Genomic DNA, 19033 nt, shown 5'->3' on the forward strand with positions numbered 1-19033 from the left:
AAACAAACATGCTAACATGGGGTTCGTCGAGTACTACTCAGCATTTAAAGCCTACAGCGACATAAACTCCGATGAGTACAGAAAGAGGATAGAGAACCTGGAGCCGCTACTCATGAAGTTCATGAAAACGAGAGGTAGGGTTCTCGACCTTGCCTGCGGTGTTGGAGGCTTTTCGTTCCTTCTGGAGGATCTCGGATTTAACGTAGTTGGGCTCGATAACAGCAAGTTCATGTTGGAGAAAGCAAGAGAGTTTGCGAAAGAGAAGGAGTCACGCGTAGAGTTCATAGAAGGTGACGCGAGGGAGCTCCCATTCGAAAACAACAGCTTTGACTACGTGCTCTTTATAGACAGCCTCGTCCACTTTGAGCCCCAGGACTTGGCCAAGGTTTTCAGAGAAACTGCGAGAGTGCTGAAGCCCGGAGGGAAGTTCATACTTCAGTTCACAGACCTAAGAGCGCTCCTGCCAGTTCTCGTGAACGGTCAAGTTGTCGGCGCTGAATACTGGGTAAACAAGGTTCTGCCAGACCCAGAAGAAAAGACCGTCGTCATAGAGTTCCAGAGCGAAAAGGACTCGTTCAGAGTAAGGTTCAACGTCTGGGGCAAAGTGGCCGTCGAACTGCTTGCAAAGCTCTACTTCAGGAAAATAGGGGAAGAAAGGCTTAACGAGCACTCATACTTCCAGGTCTATGAACCAAAGAAATAGAGGGATTAAGCCTCCAATTTCAGCCTTTTAATGACGAACTCCCTGTCCAGGGAAGCCAAGAACGGAGCCAGTCTCGGCCCTCTGCCCTTGCCAATGAAGAGGTTGTAGAGTGCCTTGAACCACTCCTTGCTGGGAATCCCGCGCTTCTTTGCTGTATCGAAGATGACGTTGTTCAGCTCATCGACGCTGAACTTCTCGTGCTCCTCAAGCCACTTTGCAACTTCAAGCATTGCTTCCCTAATCTCCTGCCTGAGCTCGATCTCAGGCGGCTTTTCGAGGAGCGAGAACTTAACATCATCAGGCGCGTACTTCTCGACCCAGTTTTTGGCAAGCCTTATGCGGAGCTTTATCCTTTCGATGTCCTCCTCAGTCAAGTTCTCCGGAACGTGCCCTTGCTCCTGGAGAACCCTTATTATTCCGTCCTCGTCGAGGTGGGGCATCTGGACGAGCGTCACCAGGAAGCGGAAGGGTGCCTGCGCGACCAGCCTCTCCGGGAGCTTCGGCATTGAAAGCTCGTAAGTCCTCTTCAGCTCTTCCTCTTCCTCGGGATTCTTTGCATGCTCAAGGCCGAAGTAGATGCGCTCAACCTTGTCGAACTCGTCGTAGAGGTTGAGCAGGCCGAGGCCAAGGTCTATCCTCAGCTCCTTGTTCGGCCTTGCCTTTGCGTAGATGAAGCGGATTATTCCAGGCTCAAGAACCTCGTAGAGGTCGCTGAGCAGAATGACGTTGCCCTTGCTTCCAGACATCTTGCCCTTCTGGCCCTTTATGCCGACGAACTCATACATGAGCGTGAGGGGCGCCTTCCAGCCAAAAACCTTTTCAACTATCTCCTTCCCGGTGTCATAGGAGCTTCCCGCGGCTAGGTGATCCTTACCAGCCGGCTCGAAGTCAACCTTAAAGTGAGCCCACCTCATCGGCCAGTCGACGCGCCAGCGGAGCTTCACGTTGCCTTCCCTTATGTCGGTCTCTCCTTCTCTGCCGCAGTGGGGGCACTTATAAGACACCTTCCACTCGCCGTCCCAGGATACGAACTCAGCCTCCCTCCTGCAGTACGGGCAGTAGATCATGACAGGCTGCCAAGAGTCTTCGAGGGGCGGCTGCTTTGCCCTCTCGCGGTACTTGTCAAGGATTGCCTTTATCTCGTCCCTCTTCTCAAGGGCGAGCCTTATTTCCTCGGCATACTCACCGCTCTGGTACAGCTCGCTCGCGTGGAGGAAGTCAACCTCGATGCCGAGCTTTGAGACTTCTTCCTCGAAGAGGCTCATGAAGTGGTCTGCATAGCTCTCGTGACAGCCCCAGGGGTCTGGGACCTCGCGGACTGGCTTAGTGAGGTGCTCCTTCCACTCAGGCGGAACGTTCTTTGGGACTTTCCTAAAGCGGTCGTAGTCGTCCCACATGTGGATGTGCCTAACCGTCTTGCCCCTGTCTCTTAAGGCGTGTCCAACGATGTAAGCGGTAAAAAACTCGCGAAAGTTCCCTATGTGAACGTAACCGCTCGGCGTTATTCCGCTCTCTACCACGTACTCCTCCTTGTCGCCCCTTTCCCTGATTATCTTCTCAGCCATGTAGTCTGCCCAGTGAACCATTCTTACCCACCGCGCTTAGCTAGTGGAATGTCCTTTTAAGGTTACGGCCCTTCCAGAATTACTTTACCCTGGGCAAAAGTTATAAAGTTTAGTAGTAAGCATTAAACGACACAAAAACAAAAAGGTGATCAAAGTGGAAGTTGAACTGTTGAGGAGTCAGGTCTTCTTCCCAGCGTCGCTGGAGATACAGGAAGAGCTCCTGAAGGCTGGCTTTAAAGTTCCATACGACAGAGAGAGCGGGAGGAAAACATCCGTCCCAGTGGTCGTTAGCTCAAGAGAACCGAGAAAAATTAGGGAATCGAGGCTGCTGAAGGCCAGAGAATACGAGAGCGACGGGAAGCTCGCCCTTCTCCCAGAAGAGCAGGCGGTGATCGAACTTGACATAACTGAGAAAGGCTTCCTCGTGCTGAAGCCGAAGCTCATGGAGTACCACCTTGAGGAGATGGGATTTCTTTCCGTACCCCCGAGGTTCTGGGGGACGTGGGCAAGCTTTTCGCTTCCATTTTCAGGGTATGAGAGCATCGTTGAAGAGTTCAGCGACTTCAGAGATGAAGAAGCCAGGGGCATCCAGCTTGCCTCCAAGGGTTCTGGGAGCAGAATAGAGGTTTACGCTTACAAGGGGAGAAGCAGAAAAGACCTCGGAATACCAGTTTTCGGTTACGCCCTCGGACTTCACGGATTGACCCTAGCGGATGAATACCTTAGAGATAAAGCAGGGGAGAACGAAGTTCCAGAGGAGAGGCTCCGCTACCTAAAGCTCGGGCTGAAGAAGAGAAAGGAGACAAAAGCAGGCTTGAAAGTCGGCGTAGTCTGGGAAAATGGTAAGCCGACCGAGATAACCTTGAAGCTCACGACCACAGAGCCAAGGGTAAGGATACAGGGCCTCTATGGAGAGTTGATTGGGAAGTCGAGGGGAGAACTGACGAAAACAGGGGAGTGGTACGTTGTCATACACGCTGGGGACTTCATAAACGCCCTTGAGAGCGTGTGCAGGGCTTTCGGATGAGCAAGGTATATAACCTTCCCAACGCTTTTTCATCTTTGGTGAATATAGAGTGGACTTTAGCTGGGTTCCCTACGCACTAATTGGGGCCTCTATCATAGTTGAGACCATCTGGCTTACAAAGTACCTCGGGCAGGAATGGGCCTGGGTGAACAGGAAGCTCATACACTTCAGCATTGTGCCCGCGATCTTGATGTTTTACTATGGACTCATTCCAAAGGAGATATTCGCACCAGCTGCTTTTGCCTTCGGTCTCGCACAGCTGTGGCCCCACCTAAAGCGGAGCGAATTCTCGTGGTATCAGCTCCAGAACAACTACGGCGAAGTATTCTTCGCCTTCTCCGCCGCCGGAATAAGCTATTTCATGCCAGTGGACTATGCAACTGCCCTTCTTTTAGCTATGGCGATAAGCGACGGGATTACCGGGATAATCAGGCACTACTACTTCAAGAGAGACGGCTTCAATGTGAAGCTCAAGAAGCACTGGACAGGGAGCTTGGGCTATTTAATAACGGCAGTTATAATCGCGATGGCTCTTCTCCAGGGGGGCACAATAGGAAAAATAGGGTGGGCATTCGCACTCATGCTCGCGGAGTACCAGCCGTGGATAGACGACAACCTCGCAGTTCCACTCGTTGGATCGGTTCTCTATCTCCTCTACTGAGCCCATCTGACCTTGAGGCTGTCCTTCTTTACCTTGTTGAACTCCTCAACGAGAGCCTTACCGGTTCTCTCCATGAATTCGTCGACATTAGTTATGCCGAGCTCCTTCAAGCCTATAGCCTCAACGCCCTCTGGAATTCCCCTAGCCTCAACATTTATACCGATGTGTATTTTCACGCTGACGGGGGAAACGGTGGCTATCGAGATGCTTAGCTTCTTTCCGTCCACGTAGATGTCGTCGCCCTTCCTTTCCGTCTTTACTCCGTATTCAGACAGAACCTCACACAGCTTCGCTATGAAGAGCTTCTGGAGGGTCGAGGCAAAGAGGGTGTTTACGAGGTCAAAGACCTCGATAATGTAGTGCACCATGTCGTCGCTCTTTATTTCCTTGCTCTGGCGGAGGTCTTCGATGTCTATCATCTCATCCACTTTGACGTCGCACTTCCCTCGGAAGACTACAACCGAGTTGCCGAGGATTCCAAAGTTTCTGTAGGCCCAGTGGCTTTGAATTGCTGAGCCGTCATAATCTATCCGTCTGCCCCTAACGATAAGAAGTTCCATCCCAATCACCTCAGTCCAGCTTTTTGAGGAGTTGTTGTAAGCTCCTCAAAAGACTTTACGTCAACCCACATGTGAATGAAGTCCACCTCTGGAAGTTCCATCTTGATCTTGTCCATGTGAATTGCCCTATCATCGACATAAATGACGTCGTCGATGGTGTAGCCGATCGATTCGAGCTCCTCGATGGTTCTCCGTATCATATCGGCCTTGTCAGGGTGGCCCTCGATTTTCGGAAAGAGGAAGTAGCCCCAGAGGCCGAAACCCTCCAGAATAGGTCTGACCTTCTCCTCAATATTCCAGCTGGCTATCGAGAGGAGAAAGCGCTCGCTAGCCCACTCAAGGAACTCGCGGACGCCTGGGAACAAATGCAGCTCCTCACCGTAGGGATCAACGAGGTAGTCGCTATGAAACTCATAGGGTGGGATAAGTCGAGAAGCGTCTTCGTGATCCCAGAGAGTTCCATCAAGGTCAAGAATCAATAGCCTCATGCAAACCACAAAAAGATCTCAATGAGTGACAATTTAACAGTTACTATTCAGAATAAACAGGAATGTAACCAATACTTATCATTGCAGTCAATCACAATGATCATGAAAAATCAGGATTTTCAGAAGAGTTATTAGGGCTTGAGGGCCGTGCATAGGCGAGCTGGTCTCTCAGACGTCCCGCCCGGTAGCACTCGGGCTGTTGGGAGCGGCAGACTGAACGGGTCGGTTTCCCTTCCCGCTTACATCCCCGCCCCATCAACCGGGTCTTCTTCCCGGGCCCTCGTCCTGGGCAACGGACCGGTCGCCCAGGCCCAACACCCAGGAGTGGCCGCCTGTTTTCGGGGGCCGCTTCGGCCTTAGATGCTTTCAGGCCTTATCGGCTGCGGCGTAGCTGCCCGGCTATGCCCTGTAGGACAACCGGTAGACCAGAGGCCGCGGCTCCCTGTTCCTCTCGTACTGGGGGAGCCTTCCCCTCAGGCGGCCAACACCTCCGGTAGATAGCATCCGACCTGTCTCACGACGGTCTAAACCCAGCTCACGTTCCCCTTTAATGGGTGAACACCCCCACCCTTGGCCCCTGCTGCAGGGCCAGGATGGGAAGAGCCGACAGCGAGGTAGCAAGCCTCGGGGTCGATATGGGCTCTCGCCCGAGACGACTCTGTTATCCCCAGGGTAGCTTTTCTGTCATCCCTGGCCCCCACCGGGGAGGCACAGGGGTTCGCTAGGCCACGCTTTCGCGGCTGGACCCGCCTCTGTTACGGGTCCAGTCAGGCCGGCTTTTGCCCTTGCACTCTACGGCGGATTCCTGACCCGCCTGAGCCGACCTTAGGGCACCCTCGATACCTTTTCGAGGGTGTGCCGCCCCAGCCAAACTGCCCACCTACCGCTGTCCCCGCTTCCGCGGGTTAGCCGTACGGCAGAGGGTGGGCGGTGTCTCATGGGCGGCTCCACCCGCCCCGGAGGGCGGGCTTCGACGCCTCCCGCCTACGCTGCGCACCCCCCGCCGTACGGCAACGGCAGGCTGCAGTAAAGCTCCATGGGGTCTTCGCTTCCCACCGGAGGTCCCAGGCATATGCGCCTGGCAGAGGTTTCGCCGGGCCCCAGCCGGGGACAGTGGGGACCTCGTTACGCCATTCATGCAGGTCGGCATTTAACCGACAAGGAATTTCGCTACCTTAAGAGGGTTATAGTTACCCCCGCCGTTTACCGGTGCTTCACCCGGTTGTACCCGGGCTTCACATACCGGCACTGGGCAGGCGTCGGCCCCAGTACAAACCCTTTCGGGCTAGCTGGGACCTGTGTTTTTACTAAACAGTCGGGCCCCCCTAGTCACTGCGACCTGCGGGTTACGCACCCGCAGGCACCCCTTCTCCCGAAGTTACGGGGCCAATTTGCCGAGTTCCCTCGGCTGGGTTTCCCCCGACACGCCTTAGGCTTCTCACCCAGGGGCACCAGTGTCGGTTCTCGGTACGGTCGCGGTGGATCGTTCCCGAGGGGCTTTTCACGGGCCCCAGGGATCGGCGGAACCCCCCTTACGGGAGGCCATTCGCGCTTTCACCCGGTTCTCGCCATTACGGCACTCCCCGGGCTTATACGCTTAGCCGGCCTTGTGGACCGGTCCGCCTACCCCGAGGCGTCACCCCTCGGGCTTGCGTTGCCGCACCTACCACCGCGGTACGGGAATATAAACCCGTTTCCCTTTCGCCGGCGCCGAGTTACGGACCGGCTTAGGACCGACTAACCCACGGCTGACGAACATTGCCGTGGAACCCTGGCCCCTACGGCGGCCGGGATTCTCACCCGGCTATGCTGCTACTCCCGGCAGGATCCGCAATACCGACGGGTCCACCGGACCTTACGGCCCGGCTTCCGCCCCATCGGCACGCCCGCCTACCCGATCACGGACCAATCGGTCCGTGCGCCGGGGTCTCGGCGGCCGGCTTAAGCCCCGTCCATTTTCGGGGCCCCTGACCTCGACGGGTGAGCTGTTACGCACTCTTTAAAGGATGGCTGCTTCTAAGCCTACCTCCCCGCTGTCTAAGGCCAGGGACACCCTTTGGAGTAACACTTAGCCGGCACTTTGGGGCCTTAACCCCGGTCTGGGTTGTTCCCCTCTCGGGTGACGGCTTACACCGCCCCCCTACTCCGGCCATCTACGGCGGCAGTGGGTTCGGAGTTTGACAGGGAGCCGGAGGCTTTCGCCCCCTAAACCCCCAATCAGTGCTCTACCCCACCGCCTACCTCCGGCCGGGCTATCCTGGGGGATAATTCGGCGGGAACCAGCTATCGCCGGCCTCGATTGGCCTTTCACCCCTAGCCCGGGGTCACGGGAGCGAATTGCACGTCAGCACCCCTAGCGGGCCTCCATCCCTCTGTTGAGGGACTTCACCCTGCCCCGGGCTAGATCGACCGGCTTCGGGTCTCACCCGAGCGACTCCGGGCGCTTTCACACCCCGTCCCTCGCCCTTACGGGCTGCGGACCTGTCGGTTTCCCTGCGGCTTCGGGGTTGACCCCCTTAACCTCGCCGCTCGGGTGAACTCCCTGCCCCGTGATCCAAGACGGACGGTGCAACCCCGGTCACCTCCCCTCGTACTCCACGGTCGCCCGTGTTTCCTTCGGGGAGGGTCAACCCTTTCGGGCCGCACCCTCCTATCGCCGCCTGGTTTCAGGCTCTTTTCACCCCCCTCCCGGGGTGCTTTTCAGCTTTCCCTCACGGTACTAGTTCGCTATCGGTCTCGGGACGTATTTAGGGTTGGGAGCCGATGCCTCCCAGCTTCCCGCCGGATATCCGACCGACGGTACTCAGGGACACCGCAGGAGCTCGGGGGCTTACGCCTACGGGGCTTTCACCCTCTCCGGCGCCGCGTTCCAGCGGACTTCGGCTTCGCCCCCAGGGCTCCTCCGCGGGCCCTACAACACCACATCCCCCGAACCTTTCGGCCCGGGGTTCAGTTTGCCCTGTGCCGCTTTCGGTCGCCCCTACTCACGGCATCGCTTTTGCTTTCTTTTCCTGCGGGTACTAAGATGTTTCAATTCCCCGCGTTCCCCCTCCCGACTGGGAGTGCGGCAAAAGCCGCGGGAGGTCCCATTCGGGAATCCCCGGTTCGACGGCTGCCTGCGCCTCGCCGGGGCTTATCGCAGCTTGCCACGCCCTTCGTCGGCGCCCCGAGCCGAGCCATCCACCAGGCGGCTTAGTTGCCACCGGGCGGGACGTTTCCTGGACCAGCTCGCCTATGCACGGCCCTCATCGTGACCCCTGTTCGGGGTCTCAGGCCCTTCCACCCCAAGCGGAGCTTGGGATGTGCACCTCTTCGTGGTGGACCGGCCGGGATTCGAACCCGGGGCCTTCGGCTTGCAAAGCCGACGCTCTCCCAGGCTGAGCTACCGGCCCACAGATGGCAGGCCCGACATCCCTTAAACCCCCCGGACGGGATTTCCGGCGATAGGAGGTGATCGAGCCGTAGGTTCCCCTACGGCTACCTTGTTACGACTTCTCCCCCCTCACGGAGCCCAGGCTCGACCCGGCCTCCCCGAAGGGAGACCAGGCCTCACCCGGACCCCGCTCGGGTGGAGTGACGGGCGGTGTGTGCAAGGAGCAGGGACGTATTCGCCGCGCGATGATGACACGCGGGTACTAGGGATTCCAGCTTCACGCGGGCGAGTTGCAGCCCGCGATCCGAACTGAGGGCGGGTTTAGGGGATTCCCTTCCCCTTTCGGGGTCGGATCCCATTGTCCCGCCCATTGTAGCGCGCGTGTAGCCCGGGGGTTTCGGGGCATACTGACCTACCGTCGCCCGCTCCTTCCTCCGGCTTATCGCCGGCGGTCCCCCCAGAGTGCCTCCTCCCCAGCGGGGAGGACTGGCAACTGGGGGCGCGGGTCTCGCTCGTTACCACACTTAAGTGGACGCCTCACGGTACGAGCTGACGGCGGCCATGCACCTCCTCTCGGCGTGTCCGGCAAGACCTTCAGCCTGGCCTTCATCCTGCCGTCGCCCCCGGTGAGGTTCCCGGCGTTGAATCCAATTAAACCGCACGCTCCACCCCTTGTAGTGCTCCCCCGCCAATTCCTTTAAGTTTCAGCCTTGCGGCCGTACTCCCCAGGCGGCGGGCTTAACGGCTTCCCTCCGGCACCGGGCGAGCTCGAAGCTCGCCCGACACCTAGCCCGCATCCTTTACAGCCAGGACTACCCGGGTATCTAATCCGGTTCGCTCCCCTGGCCTTCGTCCCTCACCGTCGGACCCGTTCCAGCCGGGCGCCTTCGCCACTGGCGGTCCCCCTGGGATTATAGGATTTCACCCCTACCCCAGGGGTACCCCCGGCCTCTCCCGGTCCCAAGGCCCGCAGTATCCCCAGCAAGCCCCACGGTTGAGCCGTGGGATTTCGCCAGGGACTTACGGGCCCGGCTACGGACGCTTTAGGCCCAATAATAGCGGCCACCACTCGGGCCGCCGGTATTACCGCGGCGGCTGCCACCGGCCTTGCCCAGCCCTTATTCCCGGAGCTTTTTACACTCCGGAAAAGCCGTGGCTATGCCACGGCACTGGGGGTCCCCCCGTCGCGGTTGCCCGCATTGCGGAGGTTTCGCGCCTGCTGCGCCCCGTAGGGCCTGGACCCGTGTCTCAGTGTCCATCTCCGGGCTCCCACTCTCATGGCCCGTACCGATCTTCGGCTTGGTGGGCCGTTACCCCACCAACTACCTAATCGGCCGCCGGCCCATCCTCGGGCGGGCAGATGCCCCTTTCGGCCTGAGGACCTTCCAGTACCTCAGGCCTATGGGGGATTAGCCCCAGTTTCCCGGGGTTATCCCCCTCCCGAGGGTAGGTTACCGACGTGTTACTGAGCCGTCCGCCGGTGCGCGCAGAGCGCGCCCCATGACTCGCATGGCTTAGTCGGACCCCCATAGCAGTGGCCTCCGGCAGGATCAACCGGAATTGAGCAAGGAGTACGGCCGGTGGGACTTCCCTTGGCGGGAAGTACCATAATTCCCGTCCGGGGTTTGGTCGGGATGTCGGGCCTGCCTTACCCCCGAGGGATCCGCCTTTCGGCGTTTCCTCGGGAGCGCACCTTTTTGTGACCCGGGCTGGAGGGCGGGGTTCATAGGGGGTGCTTTGCACCCGTTCCCCCCGACGCCGCCGTCATGGCGCCCGGGTTTCGTCGCGCCCTGTTCGGGCGCTCCACCCTATAGGGATGAACCCTTGCAGTGAAAAATTTTTGCAAAACCTTTGAGAGACCGTATTTTTGAAAATAAAGCTGTCAAAACTGAGCTTCAAAATTCGAGAAAATTAGCATAAAAACGTCAAAACACAGCCAGGACAGAACCAATTGCAAAGGTCAACCAAGTTTCACCAACTCAGGCACTATGCTTATCCTCGATACCGGAGTCGGTATGGTGTTGGTGACGGCGAGCTCATCAACGGCACTGCTTACCCTCTCTATTGCCCCCTCGGCAAAGACACCGTGCGTTGCAGAAACGTAAATTTTCTTAGCCCCAAGCTTCCTCAACAGTTCAGCGGCCCTCACCATGGTGCCGCCCGTGCTGATTATGTCATCCACTATCAGGACGTTTTTGCCCTTCACATCAACATCAACTGGACGCATCTCAACTTCTGTTGGTGATATCCTGCGCTTCTCAAAGTGGCTGTACTCGAGGCCAAGGACTCCCGCAACAGCTCTGGCTCTCTCAAGTGCCCCCCTGTCGGGTGCGAGCACAAGGCCGTCCCCCAGCTTCTCACGGAAGTACTCCCCAATAACTCTGGCTGGCGAAACATTGACTGCCTTTCCAGGGAAGAACTTGAGGGTTTCCGGGTTGTGGATGTCGAAGACGTAAAGCTCCTCGTAGTAGATGCCGAGCGTCCTCATGACCGCCCTGACGCTTATCGGCTCTCCATCCTTGGTCACCCTGTCCTGCCTGCTGTAGGCGAAGTAGGGAACGACCAGCTTTAGCTTCCCAAAGCCTTTCTCCCTCAGAGCGTCCCCGAGAAGGAGCAGTTCGACTATCTTCTCGTCCTGTGGATAGAAGGTTGAGCTTACGACTGTTGCCTCTTCCCCGTTGCCCATAACCCTCACGTACTTCTCGCCGTCAGGGAAGCGTTTTATCTCGACGTCAATAATCTCAGCACCAGCATTCCTGAGCTCATCCTCGAAGTGCTTTCCGCCGCTACCCAGAAGGAACATCCAACCACCCCCTTTGCCGGATTCCTGTCGAATTTACTCCTTATAAACCCACCGTCATACCAGGAGGACGGCAATAACCCCCGCCAAGAACACACCATCGAAAGTGCCCGCTCCACCTATGCTAACCATTGGAGCACCGAGGTACTTCAGCTTCCCCCAGTTCATTATGTCCGCTCCAAGGAGGGCACCAAGGGTTCCGCTGACGTAGGCAACCAGGGTTGGGTTTCCATCCCCAAGCAGCCACCCGAGGAGGACTGCAACGAGAGGTGGTACAATTGAAGGCATTGCTATGCCTACACCCCTAACTGGTACAGAGACCGCGTTGCATATGAGCGCCGCTATCAGGACTGCAAGGGTGGTGTTGAAGAGTAGGTCGTACTGTCCCAGCATTGCAATTCGAATAAGCTCGTAGAGGACTATGCTCAGCGGAACCAGCGCACCGCCGACGTTTATCGAGATTATCATTCTCCGCTCTTCCATCTCAAAGTACGGAATTGGGTAAAGGAATCCAAAGAAGCTGACTTCTCTCAATTTGATAACGGGTTCATAAGCTCTCTCCTCTGCTATCGGGATGTTTATGAAGCTCCCAATGAGGGCAAAGATGAACATCGTAAGGGCCACTCCTAGCGGGAGTCCCAGCCTCTGGAACGCAACGAGAACTGCCCCAGAGAAGAAAGCAAACACAACTACCAGAAAGAGGCCGAGGAGCAGGAGAACAGGCCAGCGGAGGGCTGGGAAAAAGAGGGCTAATCTTTGAGGACCACGTTTGCCCATATCTGGACCCCCTTGGCCATCTCAACTTCCTTCGGCTTCTCAAACTTCTCAGCGTTCTTAAAGACCCACGCGTAGAGCGGTTTTCCATTGGAATATTCCTTCAAGAATTCAGGCTTGGCTCGGTGCTTATCAAAGTACTCTGCAAGCTCCTCTGGAGAAAAAGGCCCCAGAACGTCTACGAGCTCTGCCTTTCCTATGGCCTTCCCATTGCTTATGATGAGCACCTCTCCTCTTATCTTCGTCCTAGACTTTCGTATCTCCCACACCTTCTCGCCCTCAACGATGAGGGTCGCGTATGGCTCCCTAACTATCAGTCCTTTCTTCTTCTCAGTCATCATGCTGAACTACCCGTAACCCTTAATAAAGCCAACGCCAAGTAAACTTTAAGTTCATCCTATCGAAACTTCCCGAGGAGGTCATGCCGATGAAGACCATATGGTACGGTCATTCCTGCTTCTGGATAGAGACGAAGGGAGTGAAGTTCCTCATAGACCCGTATCCGGAGGTTGACGACGACAGGATAGGTGACGTGGACTACATCCTGATAACCCACGAGCACACGGACCATTATGGAAAAGTCGAACTGCTCTCAAGGCTCAGGGATGCAACTGTCATAGGGCCGAAGCAGGTGTACCTTATGGCGGTAGCCGAGGGCGTCACCAAGGCGAGGGAGATTGACTCCGGGCAGACAATAGAGCTCGAAAACGGCGTCAAGGTTACTGCAATCTACGTTGAGCATCCTTCAAGCCAATACCCTCTCGGTTACATAATTGAGGGCGACAAAACGGTTTTTCACCCGGGTGACACGTACTCAACGCCCGCCTTCCAGAGGCTGAGGGGGAAGATTGACGTCCTCCTAGTGCCGATCAGCGGCCGTTCCACAGCAAACGAGAGAGAAGCAGCGCAGATAATCGAGGACATCAGGCCCAGAATAGTCATACCAATGCACTACGGAGTTTACAACGATGAAGATCCGTCGAAGCTTGAGAGCGAGCTGAGAAAGAGAAGGATATGGGTTCGCTTTATAGAGCCAGAGCTGTACAAGGAAATCGAGGTTTGAGGGAACTCCATGCTCTCAACGGGCACCAAGAGCCTGGACAGTCTTCTCGGGGGCGGGTTCGCTCCCGGGGTCTTAACCCAGGTTTATGGACCTTATGCGAGCGGTAAGACGACCCTGGCCCTGCAGACCGGCCTGCTTAGTGGAAAAAAAGTAGCATATGTCGATACTGAGGGCGGTTTTTCTCCCGAAAGACTTGCCCAGATGGCCGAGATAAGAGGGTTAAACCCCGAAGAGGCCCTCTCAAGGTTCATTCTGTTCACCCCTTCAGATTTCAAGGAGCAGAGGCGCGTCATAGGTTCTCTGAAAAAGACCGTGGACAGCAACTTTGCACTTGTCGTCGTTGATTCAATAACCGCTCACTATAGAGCAGAGGAAAACAGAAGCGGTCTGATAGCGGAGCTGAGCAGACAGCTTCAGGTTCTCCTGTGGATAGCCCGGAAGCACAACATACCGGTAATAGTCATTAACCAGGTTCACTTCGACAGCAGAACCGAGATGACAAAGCCCGTCGCCGAGCAGACCCTTGGCTACCGCTGTAAGGACATCCTCCGCCTCGATAGACTGCCAAAGCCAGGACTAAGGGTGGCAGTTCTTGAGAGGCACCGCTTCAGACCCGAAGAGCTTATGGCATATTTCAGGATAACGGAGAAGGGGATAGAGGACGTTGAGTGAAAATGTCCCTGCGCCCTGTTCCATAGCAAGGAATTACTGATTTTTTGTAATGTTCAAAATCAGTAAGGAAAACTTCAAGAGGCTAACAACGTAAGATAAAAGGCTGAAAAAAAGGCGCAAAAGCTGGAAATCAAGACTCTGCCCTAAATCCTCTCAAATACCTCCTGCGTTATCCTGAGCACGGCCCTGTAGAGCTTCTCACTGATGATGCCCTCTTCGTAGTGCTCCTTGAGCTCCTCCTGGTCGATTATCTCCTTCTTGCCGTCTGGCCACTTAACTATATCAACTTCGAGGTCAACGTAGCGAGCCCCGTCAGGATATATCTCAACGGGCGTGTTTATGTTGTAGTACTCACCCTTCAGGTTGCCGTTCTTGTCGTAATACCTGTGCACGAACCACCACTTTCCAGCTTCGAGCTCGGTTATGGCATAATCTCCAAACTCAATCGGAAGCTCAAGGCCGTCGTAGAACTTGCCCGGCTTGAGGTGTCTCTTTATTGTGACCCTGAGCGGGTTGTGGGAGACCTCCAAGACCTCTCCAGGCCCTATCCTGATCCTCTGCCCATCGGGCTTGACGTGCTCAAGGGTGAAGAGCCAGCCCTTCTTAGGCCCCTTGTTCTCCACGAGCGCCTCCCAGAAGCCCTGGTTCACCTTGACTCTCTGACCGGGAACCTTTGAGAGTATTCCCTCGGCTATCTCAACGGCAAAGCCAAGCTCCGGGTCTTTGGCCTTGAGCTGGTGGTGGCCCTCAACAGTTGGAACGACCTTGTTCCTTATCTCGTCGAGCTTTCTCTTCGCCCCGCCGCCGAACTCCACTTCATAGATGTTCCTGCCCTCAATTATCAGTGATGGGGCGAAGTATGTGTCAGCCTTTGCTAGCCTGTCAGCGAGCTTAGAGAGCCTCACAATCTCGTCCCTGAGAAGGTTCCAGTCCTTATAGGCGGCTGCAGTCCTCCAGAGAACTCCCCACCTGCCGAGGTCTATGCTGAGGCCCAGAATCCTGAGCCTCTCACGCTCCTGGTTGTCCCTTATCTTCCTCGATATCTTGACGTGTCTCTGTGCCCCTATGGGCTTCGGTATGAGGACGGCATAGTCACCCGGTATGGTGAGAGTAGTGCTCAGGTGTGGCAGAAAGTTGTGCTTCTTGACCTGAACGAGTATTTCATCTCCCTCAACTGCATTCGGAAGTTCCTTCCTTGAGAGGGTTCCTATCGCACTCCCAAGGTCAACATAAACGTACTTCCCATCGACTTTCACAACAAGCCCCTTGTAGATGCCGTAGAGCTGGTACGGGAGTCTTCTAAAAAAGACGTCAATGAGCTCTTCTTCAAGAACCTTCTTGGCCTCTTCAACGGCATCCCCCACGAGCACAACCCCGTGTCTGTCCTTCTTATCGTAGATGTCAACGTCGAAGTCATCGTAGGTCTTCTCGAGGCCGAAGCGCTCGACGATCTTGTTGCTCGGCTGGCTGATGCCGAAGCCCCTGTCGAGGAAGAGCTTCGTCAGGGCAGTGCTGTATATCCCCCTAATCCTGACTGTAGGCCTTGTGTCTGTAGACACTTTCACCACCCCTATCCTTTTTCTCGATTACCCCAATGAGCGCGAGTCCCTCAAGTATCTCGCCGGCCTCTCTCACTCCGCTGGCCTTCTCAACGTTTCTCGCCTCGACCCAGAGCAGGCCTTTTGCGTGCCACTCCCTCAAGGCCTGCTCGACCCTGTGAACGTCCGAGGAGTGAACATAAAGTCTGTAAAGGAACCTCTTAAGGGTCTCAAGCTGACTCCCAATTGCCTTGGTTTTCCGGAGCTCCTCAAGTATGCTGACTGGAACCTTTTTTTGGTTTTCGCCCAGGATCGTCAGACTTTCAACCTCGGCAGAAAGCTCACTCAGGGCCTTCCGGATGGCATAATCATAGAGCCTGTGGAACTGAACCAGCCTGTCTAAAGCGGCCTTAAGCCTCGCTCTGCCTTCATAGTCGTCCCGCCCCAGAAGAGACATCACTTCTTCAAGGCGAAACTTCATCTGGTGCTCGTTCTTGTAAAGTTCCTTCGCGAGCTCTTCGACCCTTCCCCCGATCGCGGAAAGCTCCTTGTAGATGTGAGAAGCCAGTTCAAGCTTTTTGGACGAGAGCGAGTGAAGCTCCCTCACAACCTCTGCAAGCTCCTCTTCCGGTTCATATAGCCTTGAGAAGGCATCCTCGAAGGATGAATGAATCCCCTCAAAATCGCCGAGCCTAGCCTTCAGTTCCTCAACGTCCATCGGCACCCCCTAACTCTAAGTTGCAACTACCACTACTTTTACTTTTCCATCGGAAAGACACAAGTCTGGGAAACATAATCGCTTAACCGAAACCCTTTTTTAAGCTCATCCATAATACAGATGGGTGAATGGAGTGCTCTACGACCGCTTCGGCAGGCCAGTAACGAACCTCAGGATTTCGCTCACGCAGGAGTGCAACTACCGCTGCTTCTTCTGCCACCGGGAAGGCCAGAGGTTTCTGGCGAAAAACGAGCTTACTCCCGAGGAAATAGAGCGCCTCGTCAGGATCGCTTCAAGGCTCGGAATACGAAAGGTCAAACTGACAGGCGGCGAGCCAACGGTAAGGGAAGATATAATTGAAATCGTGAGGAGAATAAAGCCCTACGTCATCGACCTCAGCATGACGACCAATGGGAGCAGGCTGAAGGAACTGGCGAAGCCTCTAGCCAAGGCTGGCCTCGACAGGGTAAACGTATCCCTCCACAGCCTAAAGCCAGAAGTTTACAAGAGGATAACCGGCGTTGGTGGGCTTGAGGTCGTTCTTGAGGGCATTGAGGAGGCCGTGAAGTACCTCTCTCCCGTGAAGCTTAACATGACAGTCATGAAGGGCCTGAACGATGGCGAAATCTGGGACATGGTAAACTTCGCGGCGAAGACTGGAACGATTCTTCAGTTAATAGAGCTTGAGGCTCCAAGGGAGATGACTGAGACGCCCTTTTTTAGGAAGTACTTCTACCCTCTCAAGCCCGTTGAAGAGAAGCTGGAAAAGCTCGCAGTTGAAACAAGGGAAAGGCGGATGCACAGGAGGAAGAAATATTTCATTCCAACTGAGTACGGCATAGCCGAGGTGGAAGTTGTTCGCGCAATGCACAACACTGTCTTCTGCGCCAACTGTACGAGACTGAGAGTAACTTCAAACGGCAAGTTCAAGACCTGCCTGCTGAGGAACAATGACCTCATAGACTTTGTTTCCACCATGAGAAAGGGGGCTAGCGACAATGAAATAGTAGAGATTTTCAAAAAGGCCGTTCTCATGAGGGAGCCGTACTGGAAATGATGCCCCCACTAGAACTCTTTATAGAGAACAAAAAGTCAAGGTTGGACAAGGTTTTTAGGGAGGACGTAGATAACAAAATTGGAGGCTAACAATGCTCAACCCGATTGATTTTAAGGGCTTCATAGCGGGATGGTTGCTACTTCTCGGAGCACTCATTAGCATATACTGGGCGTTGTACTACTACAAAAAAGTCCCAGGACCGTGGAAGAGCCTCGCCAGAAGAACTCTCATCTCGCTTCTGCTCTTTGGCTTGGGCTCCGTGAGTGCAATTATAGACTCACTAACCCCAAGGCCCCTCTGGTTTTTGATGGTAATATTCTACACCCTTTCATATATTGCTATTTTATCCACAATATTCCTGAGTTTAAGAGCAGCAGCAACTAGTATTGAGAAACCGGGAGGGGTTAAAGAACGAAGCACAGCTTCAAAAACTCCAGAAAGAAATGAGACCAGAGAAAAAGAGCTTCCCCTACATAGTGGATACTCAATTCGCAAAGAACCATCTCCCCAGTTATTCTACCTGCTCAAGAAAGTCTCCAAGGGGCTGATAGTCGTCAGCAGAAAATCCCGCGAAGAGTGGATCGAGAAGTTTGGAGTTCACCCTGACGAGTTCCTATGGTTATCAAGGGCAGACGTTGAGAACTCCATTGACCCCTCAAAACTCCACGTTATCCAGGGGAAGGTTCTCCAGTTCATGGAGCAGCGTGGATCAGTCGTTGTGTACTTTGATGGACTGGAGTATCTAACCCTCTACAACGACTTCCCCTCAGTGGCCAAGTTTCTCTTCGCAGTCAAGGACATGGTAATGATTAAAAACTCACTCATGCTCATCCACATTCCAGAGGGCATCTTCGACAAAAAACAGGAGATTATACTGCTCAGGGAGTTTGAAGAGATAGAAGAAGATGAACTCATAAAAAAGCTCAGTCAGGTTTTACCCCCTGACAAAACCGACGAACTGGCATTGTTTGGCGTCATTTCCCCAACAACAAAGGAACGGGAGGCCGAAGATGCTGGCGATAAAAGTCCCGAAGAGGGAAGCCGAGTCAATAAAGAGGAAGCTCAAAAAGCTCAAACTCTACGACGGGAAGAGACGACCGAAGAGGGAAAATGATTTCATTCTACTTCCGGTCATAGATGATCCGCGTGCTTACGAGTTGGGATACGATGTTCTGCCCGTAGAACTTCCCCTGAGACCTGAGAGACAGATATACAAAAACCTTGAGAGCGTTCTAGCGGAGAGGCTAACGACTGAGGAGCTGAAGTACCTGAGGCGCTATGATGTTATCGGGGATATAGCAGTCATCCAAATCCCTCCCGAGCTTGAGCACAGGGCAGATGACATCGTCTGGGGGCTGAGGAAAGTCCACCCGTTCATCAGAGTCGTTGCAAAAAAGGGCTTCCACGAGGGGGCGTTCAGAATAAGAGACTACTCTATAATCTGGGGCGAGAAGAGACTGACAACTGCCCACAAAGAGAACGGCGTAGAGATAAAGGTAGATCTGAGCAGGGCCTTCTTCAACCCGAGGATGAAGGGCGAGCGGTACAGGTTAGCTCAACTCGTAAAAGACGGCGAACGGGTTCTGATACCCTTCGCTGGAGTCCTGCCATATGCCCTCGTGATAGCCCACTATAGGAAAGTCAAAATCACGGCCGTTGAGCTGAACGAAGAGGCCTACCGGCTGGGGCTGGAGAACATCGAGCTGAACAGGAAGAGACTAAAGGGAGAGATAGAGTTCATACACGGCGATGCCTTCGAGGTTCTTCCAAAGTTACCTACATTTGACAGAGTGATAAGCCCAACACCAAGGGGCGTTGATGCCCTAGCCCTAACCCTCAGCAAAGCAGAAAGGTGGCTCCACTACTACGACTTTGTCCATGAGGAGAAAATACCGGAGTTCAGGGAGAGAATCGTCGATGAGTGCAGAAAACAGGGAAAAGAGTGCAGGGTCAGGATAAAGAAGGTCAGCGACTTCAAGCCGCATGTGTTCAAGGTTTGTGCCGATATTGAATTAAAAGGTGAGGAGTAGAGAG

At 54.9% G+C, this 19033-nt stretch carries 16 protein-coding genes, 1 tRNA gene and 2 rRNA genes; 8 read left to right on the forward strand and 11 right to left on the reverse strand.

The features are described from left to right. Nucleotides 1-16: 16 nt before the first annotated feature. Nucleotides 17-703, forward strand: coding sequence for a class I SAM-dependent methyltransferase (locus A0127_RS04165; protein ID WP_062388339.1), 687 nt, complete (start codon nt 17-19; stop codon nt 701-703). A gap of 5 nt (nt 704-708) precedes the next feature. Here the strand turns inward: A0127_RS04165 and lysS are convergent, their stop codons facing one another. Next, entirely contained in the window at nt 709-2289 is a 1581-nt protein-coding gene (gene lysS, locus A0127_RS04170) for a lysine--tRNA ligase (protein WP_062388342.1), read from the reverse strand. A 133-nt stretch (nt 2290-2422) separates the two neighbouring features. Between lysS and A0127_RS04175 the strand changes: the two genes are divergently transcribed. Both A0127_RS04175 and A0127_RS04180 read left to right on the forward strand, forming a co-directional pair. After that, complete coding sequence (locus tag A0127_RS04175; protein ID WP_062388345.1) at nt 2423-3295, forward strand: hypothetical protein; 873 nt, start codon at nt 2423-2425, stop codon at nt 3293-3295. 49 nt (nt 3296-3344) lie between these two features. Beyond that, nucleotides 3345-3956 carry a diacylglycerol/polyprenol kinase family protein gene (locus A0127_RS04180; RefSeq protein WP_062388347.1) on the forward strand — a complete coding sequence of 204 codons (612 nt, stop codon included), beginning with the start codon at nt 3345-3347 and terminating at the stop codon, nt 3954-3956. Here the strand turns inward: A0127_RS04180 and A0127_RS04185 are convergent. The 8 genes from A0127_RS04185 to A0127_RS04220 all read right to left on the reverse strand — a co-directional run bounded on the left by A0127_RS04185 (nt 3950) and on the right by A0127_RS04220 (nt 12292). After that, nucleotides 3950-4516, reverse strand: coding sequence for a DUF366 family protein (locus tag A0127_RS04185; RefSeq protein WP_062388349.1), 567 nt, complete (start codon nt 4514-4516; stop codon nt 3950-3952). The genes A0127_RS04180 and A0127_RS04185 overlap by 7 nt on opposite strands. A 5-nt stretch (nt 4517-4521) precedes the next feature. After that, nucleotides 4522-5004 carry a magnesium-dependent phosphatase-1 gene (locus A0127_RS04190; protein ID WP_054840885.1) on the reverse strand — a complete coding sequence of 161 codons (483 nt, stop codon included), beginning with the start codon at nt 5002-5004 and terminating at the stop codon, nt 4522-4524. 179 nt (nt 5005-5183) lie between these two features. Beyond that, a 23S ribosomal RNA gene (locus A0127_RS04195) occupies nt 5184-8212 on the reverse strand. 107 nt (nt 8213-8319) lie between these two features. Then, nucleotides 8320-8396, reverse strand: a tRNA-Ala gene (locus A0127_RS04200). Between the two features lie 53 nt (nt 8397-8449). Then, nucleotides 8450-9938, reverse strand: a 16S ribosomal RNA gene (locus tag A0127_RS04205). Together the 16S and 23S rRNA genes with 1 tRNA gene alongside form the textbook arrangement of a ribosomal RNA operon. A 399-nt stretch (nt 9939-10337) precedes the next feature. Next, on the reverse strand, nt 10338-11180 hold the full coding sequence (locus A0127_RS04210) for a ribose-phosphate diphosphokinase (protein ID WP_062388351.1): 843 nt from the start codon (nt 11178-11180) through the stop codon (nt 10338-10340). 54 nt (nt 11181-11234) lie between these two features. Next, complete coding sequence (locus A0127_RS04215) at nt 11235-11954, reverse strand: DUF1614 domain-containing protein (protein WP_197463599.1); 720 nt, start codon at nt 11952-11954, stop codon at nt 11235-11237. After that, nucleotides 11927-12292, reverse strand: a complete 366-nt coding sequence (locus tag A0127_RS04220) for an ASCH domain-containing protein (RefSeq protein ID WP_062388354.1) — start codon at nt 12290-12292, stop codon at nt 11927-11929. The genes A0127_RS04215 and A0127_RS04220 overlap by 28 nt, the downstream gene beginning before the upstream one ends. A gap of 86 nt (nt 12293-12378) precedes the next feature. On the opposite strand from A0127_RS04220, the gene A0127_RS04225 reads away from it, so the two are divergent. Continuing rightward, nucleotides 12379-13014 (forward strand): MBL fold metallo-hydrolase, encoded by a 636-nt coding sequence (locus A0127_RS04225; protein WP_062388357.1) that lies wholly within the window; start codon nt 12379-12381, stop codon nt 13012-13014. A gap of 9 nt (nt 13015-13023) precedes the next feature. Continuing rightward, complete coding sequence (gene radB / locus A0127_RS04230) at nt 13024-13686, forward strand: DNA repair and recombination protein RadB (protein WP_062388360.1); 663 nt, start codon at nt 13024-13026, stop codon at nt 13684-13686. Between the two features lie 143 nt (nt 13687-13829). On the opposite strand, the gene A0127_RS04235 is transcribed toward radB, so the two are convergent. Together A0127_RS04235 and A0127_RS04240 are read right to left on the reverse strand one after the other, a co-directional pair. Beyond that, nucleotides 13830-15245: a DUF402 domain-containing protein gene (locus A0127_RS04235; RefSeq protein WP_062388363.1), complete on the reverse strand. Its 1416-nt coding sequence runs from the start codon at nt 15243-15245 to the stop codon at nt 13830-13832. Continuing rightward, entirely contained in the window at nt 15211-15942 is a 732-nt protein-coding gene (locus tag A0127_RS04240; protein ID WP_062388366.1) for a hypothetical protein, read from the reverse strand. The genes A0127_RS04235 and A0127_RS04240 overlap by 35 nt, the downstream gene beginning before the upstream one ends. Before the next feature lie 133 nt (nt 15943-16075). On the opposite strand from A0127_RS04240, the gene moaA reads away from it, so the two are divergent. The 3 genes from moaA to taw22 all read left to right on the forward strand — a co-directional run bounded on the left by moaA (nt 16076) and on the right by taw22 (nt 19029). Then, complete coding sequence (gene moaA / locus A0127_RS04245; RefSeq protein WP_062388369.1) at nt 16076-16999, forward strand: GTP 3',8-cyclase MoaA; 924 nt, start codon at nt 16076-16078, stop codon at nt 16997-16999. A gap of 91 nt (nt 17000-17090) precedes the next feature. Continuing rightward, complete coding sequence (locus tag A0127_RS04250; protein WP_062388373.1) at nt 17091-18113, forward strand: DUF835 domain-containing protein; 1023 nt, start codon at nt 17091-17093, stop codon at nt 18111-18113. Beyond that, the gene (gene taw22 / locus A0127_RS04255) at nt 18010-19029 is read left to right on the forward strand and encodes a tRNA (guanine(37)-N1)/4-demethylwyosine(37)-methyltransferase Taw22 (RefSeq protein ID WP_062388376.1); all 1020 of its coding nucleotides are present in this window, start codon (nt 18010-18012) and stop codon (nt 19027-19029) included. Before A0127_RS04250 ends, taw22 begins: the two co-directional genes overlap by 104 nt. Nucleotides 19030-19033 lie beyond the last annotated feature (4 nt).

Origin of the sequence: Thermococcus peptonophilus, assembly GCF_001592435.1 — an archaeon.
GTDB classification, from domain to species: domain Archaea; phylum Methanobacteriota_B; class Thermococci; order Thermococcales; family Thermococcaceae; genus Thermococcus; species Thermococcus peptonophilus.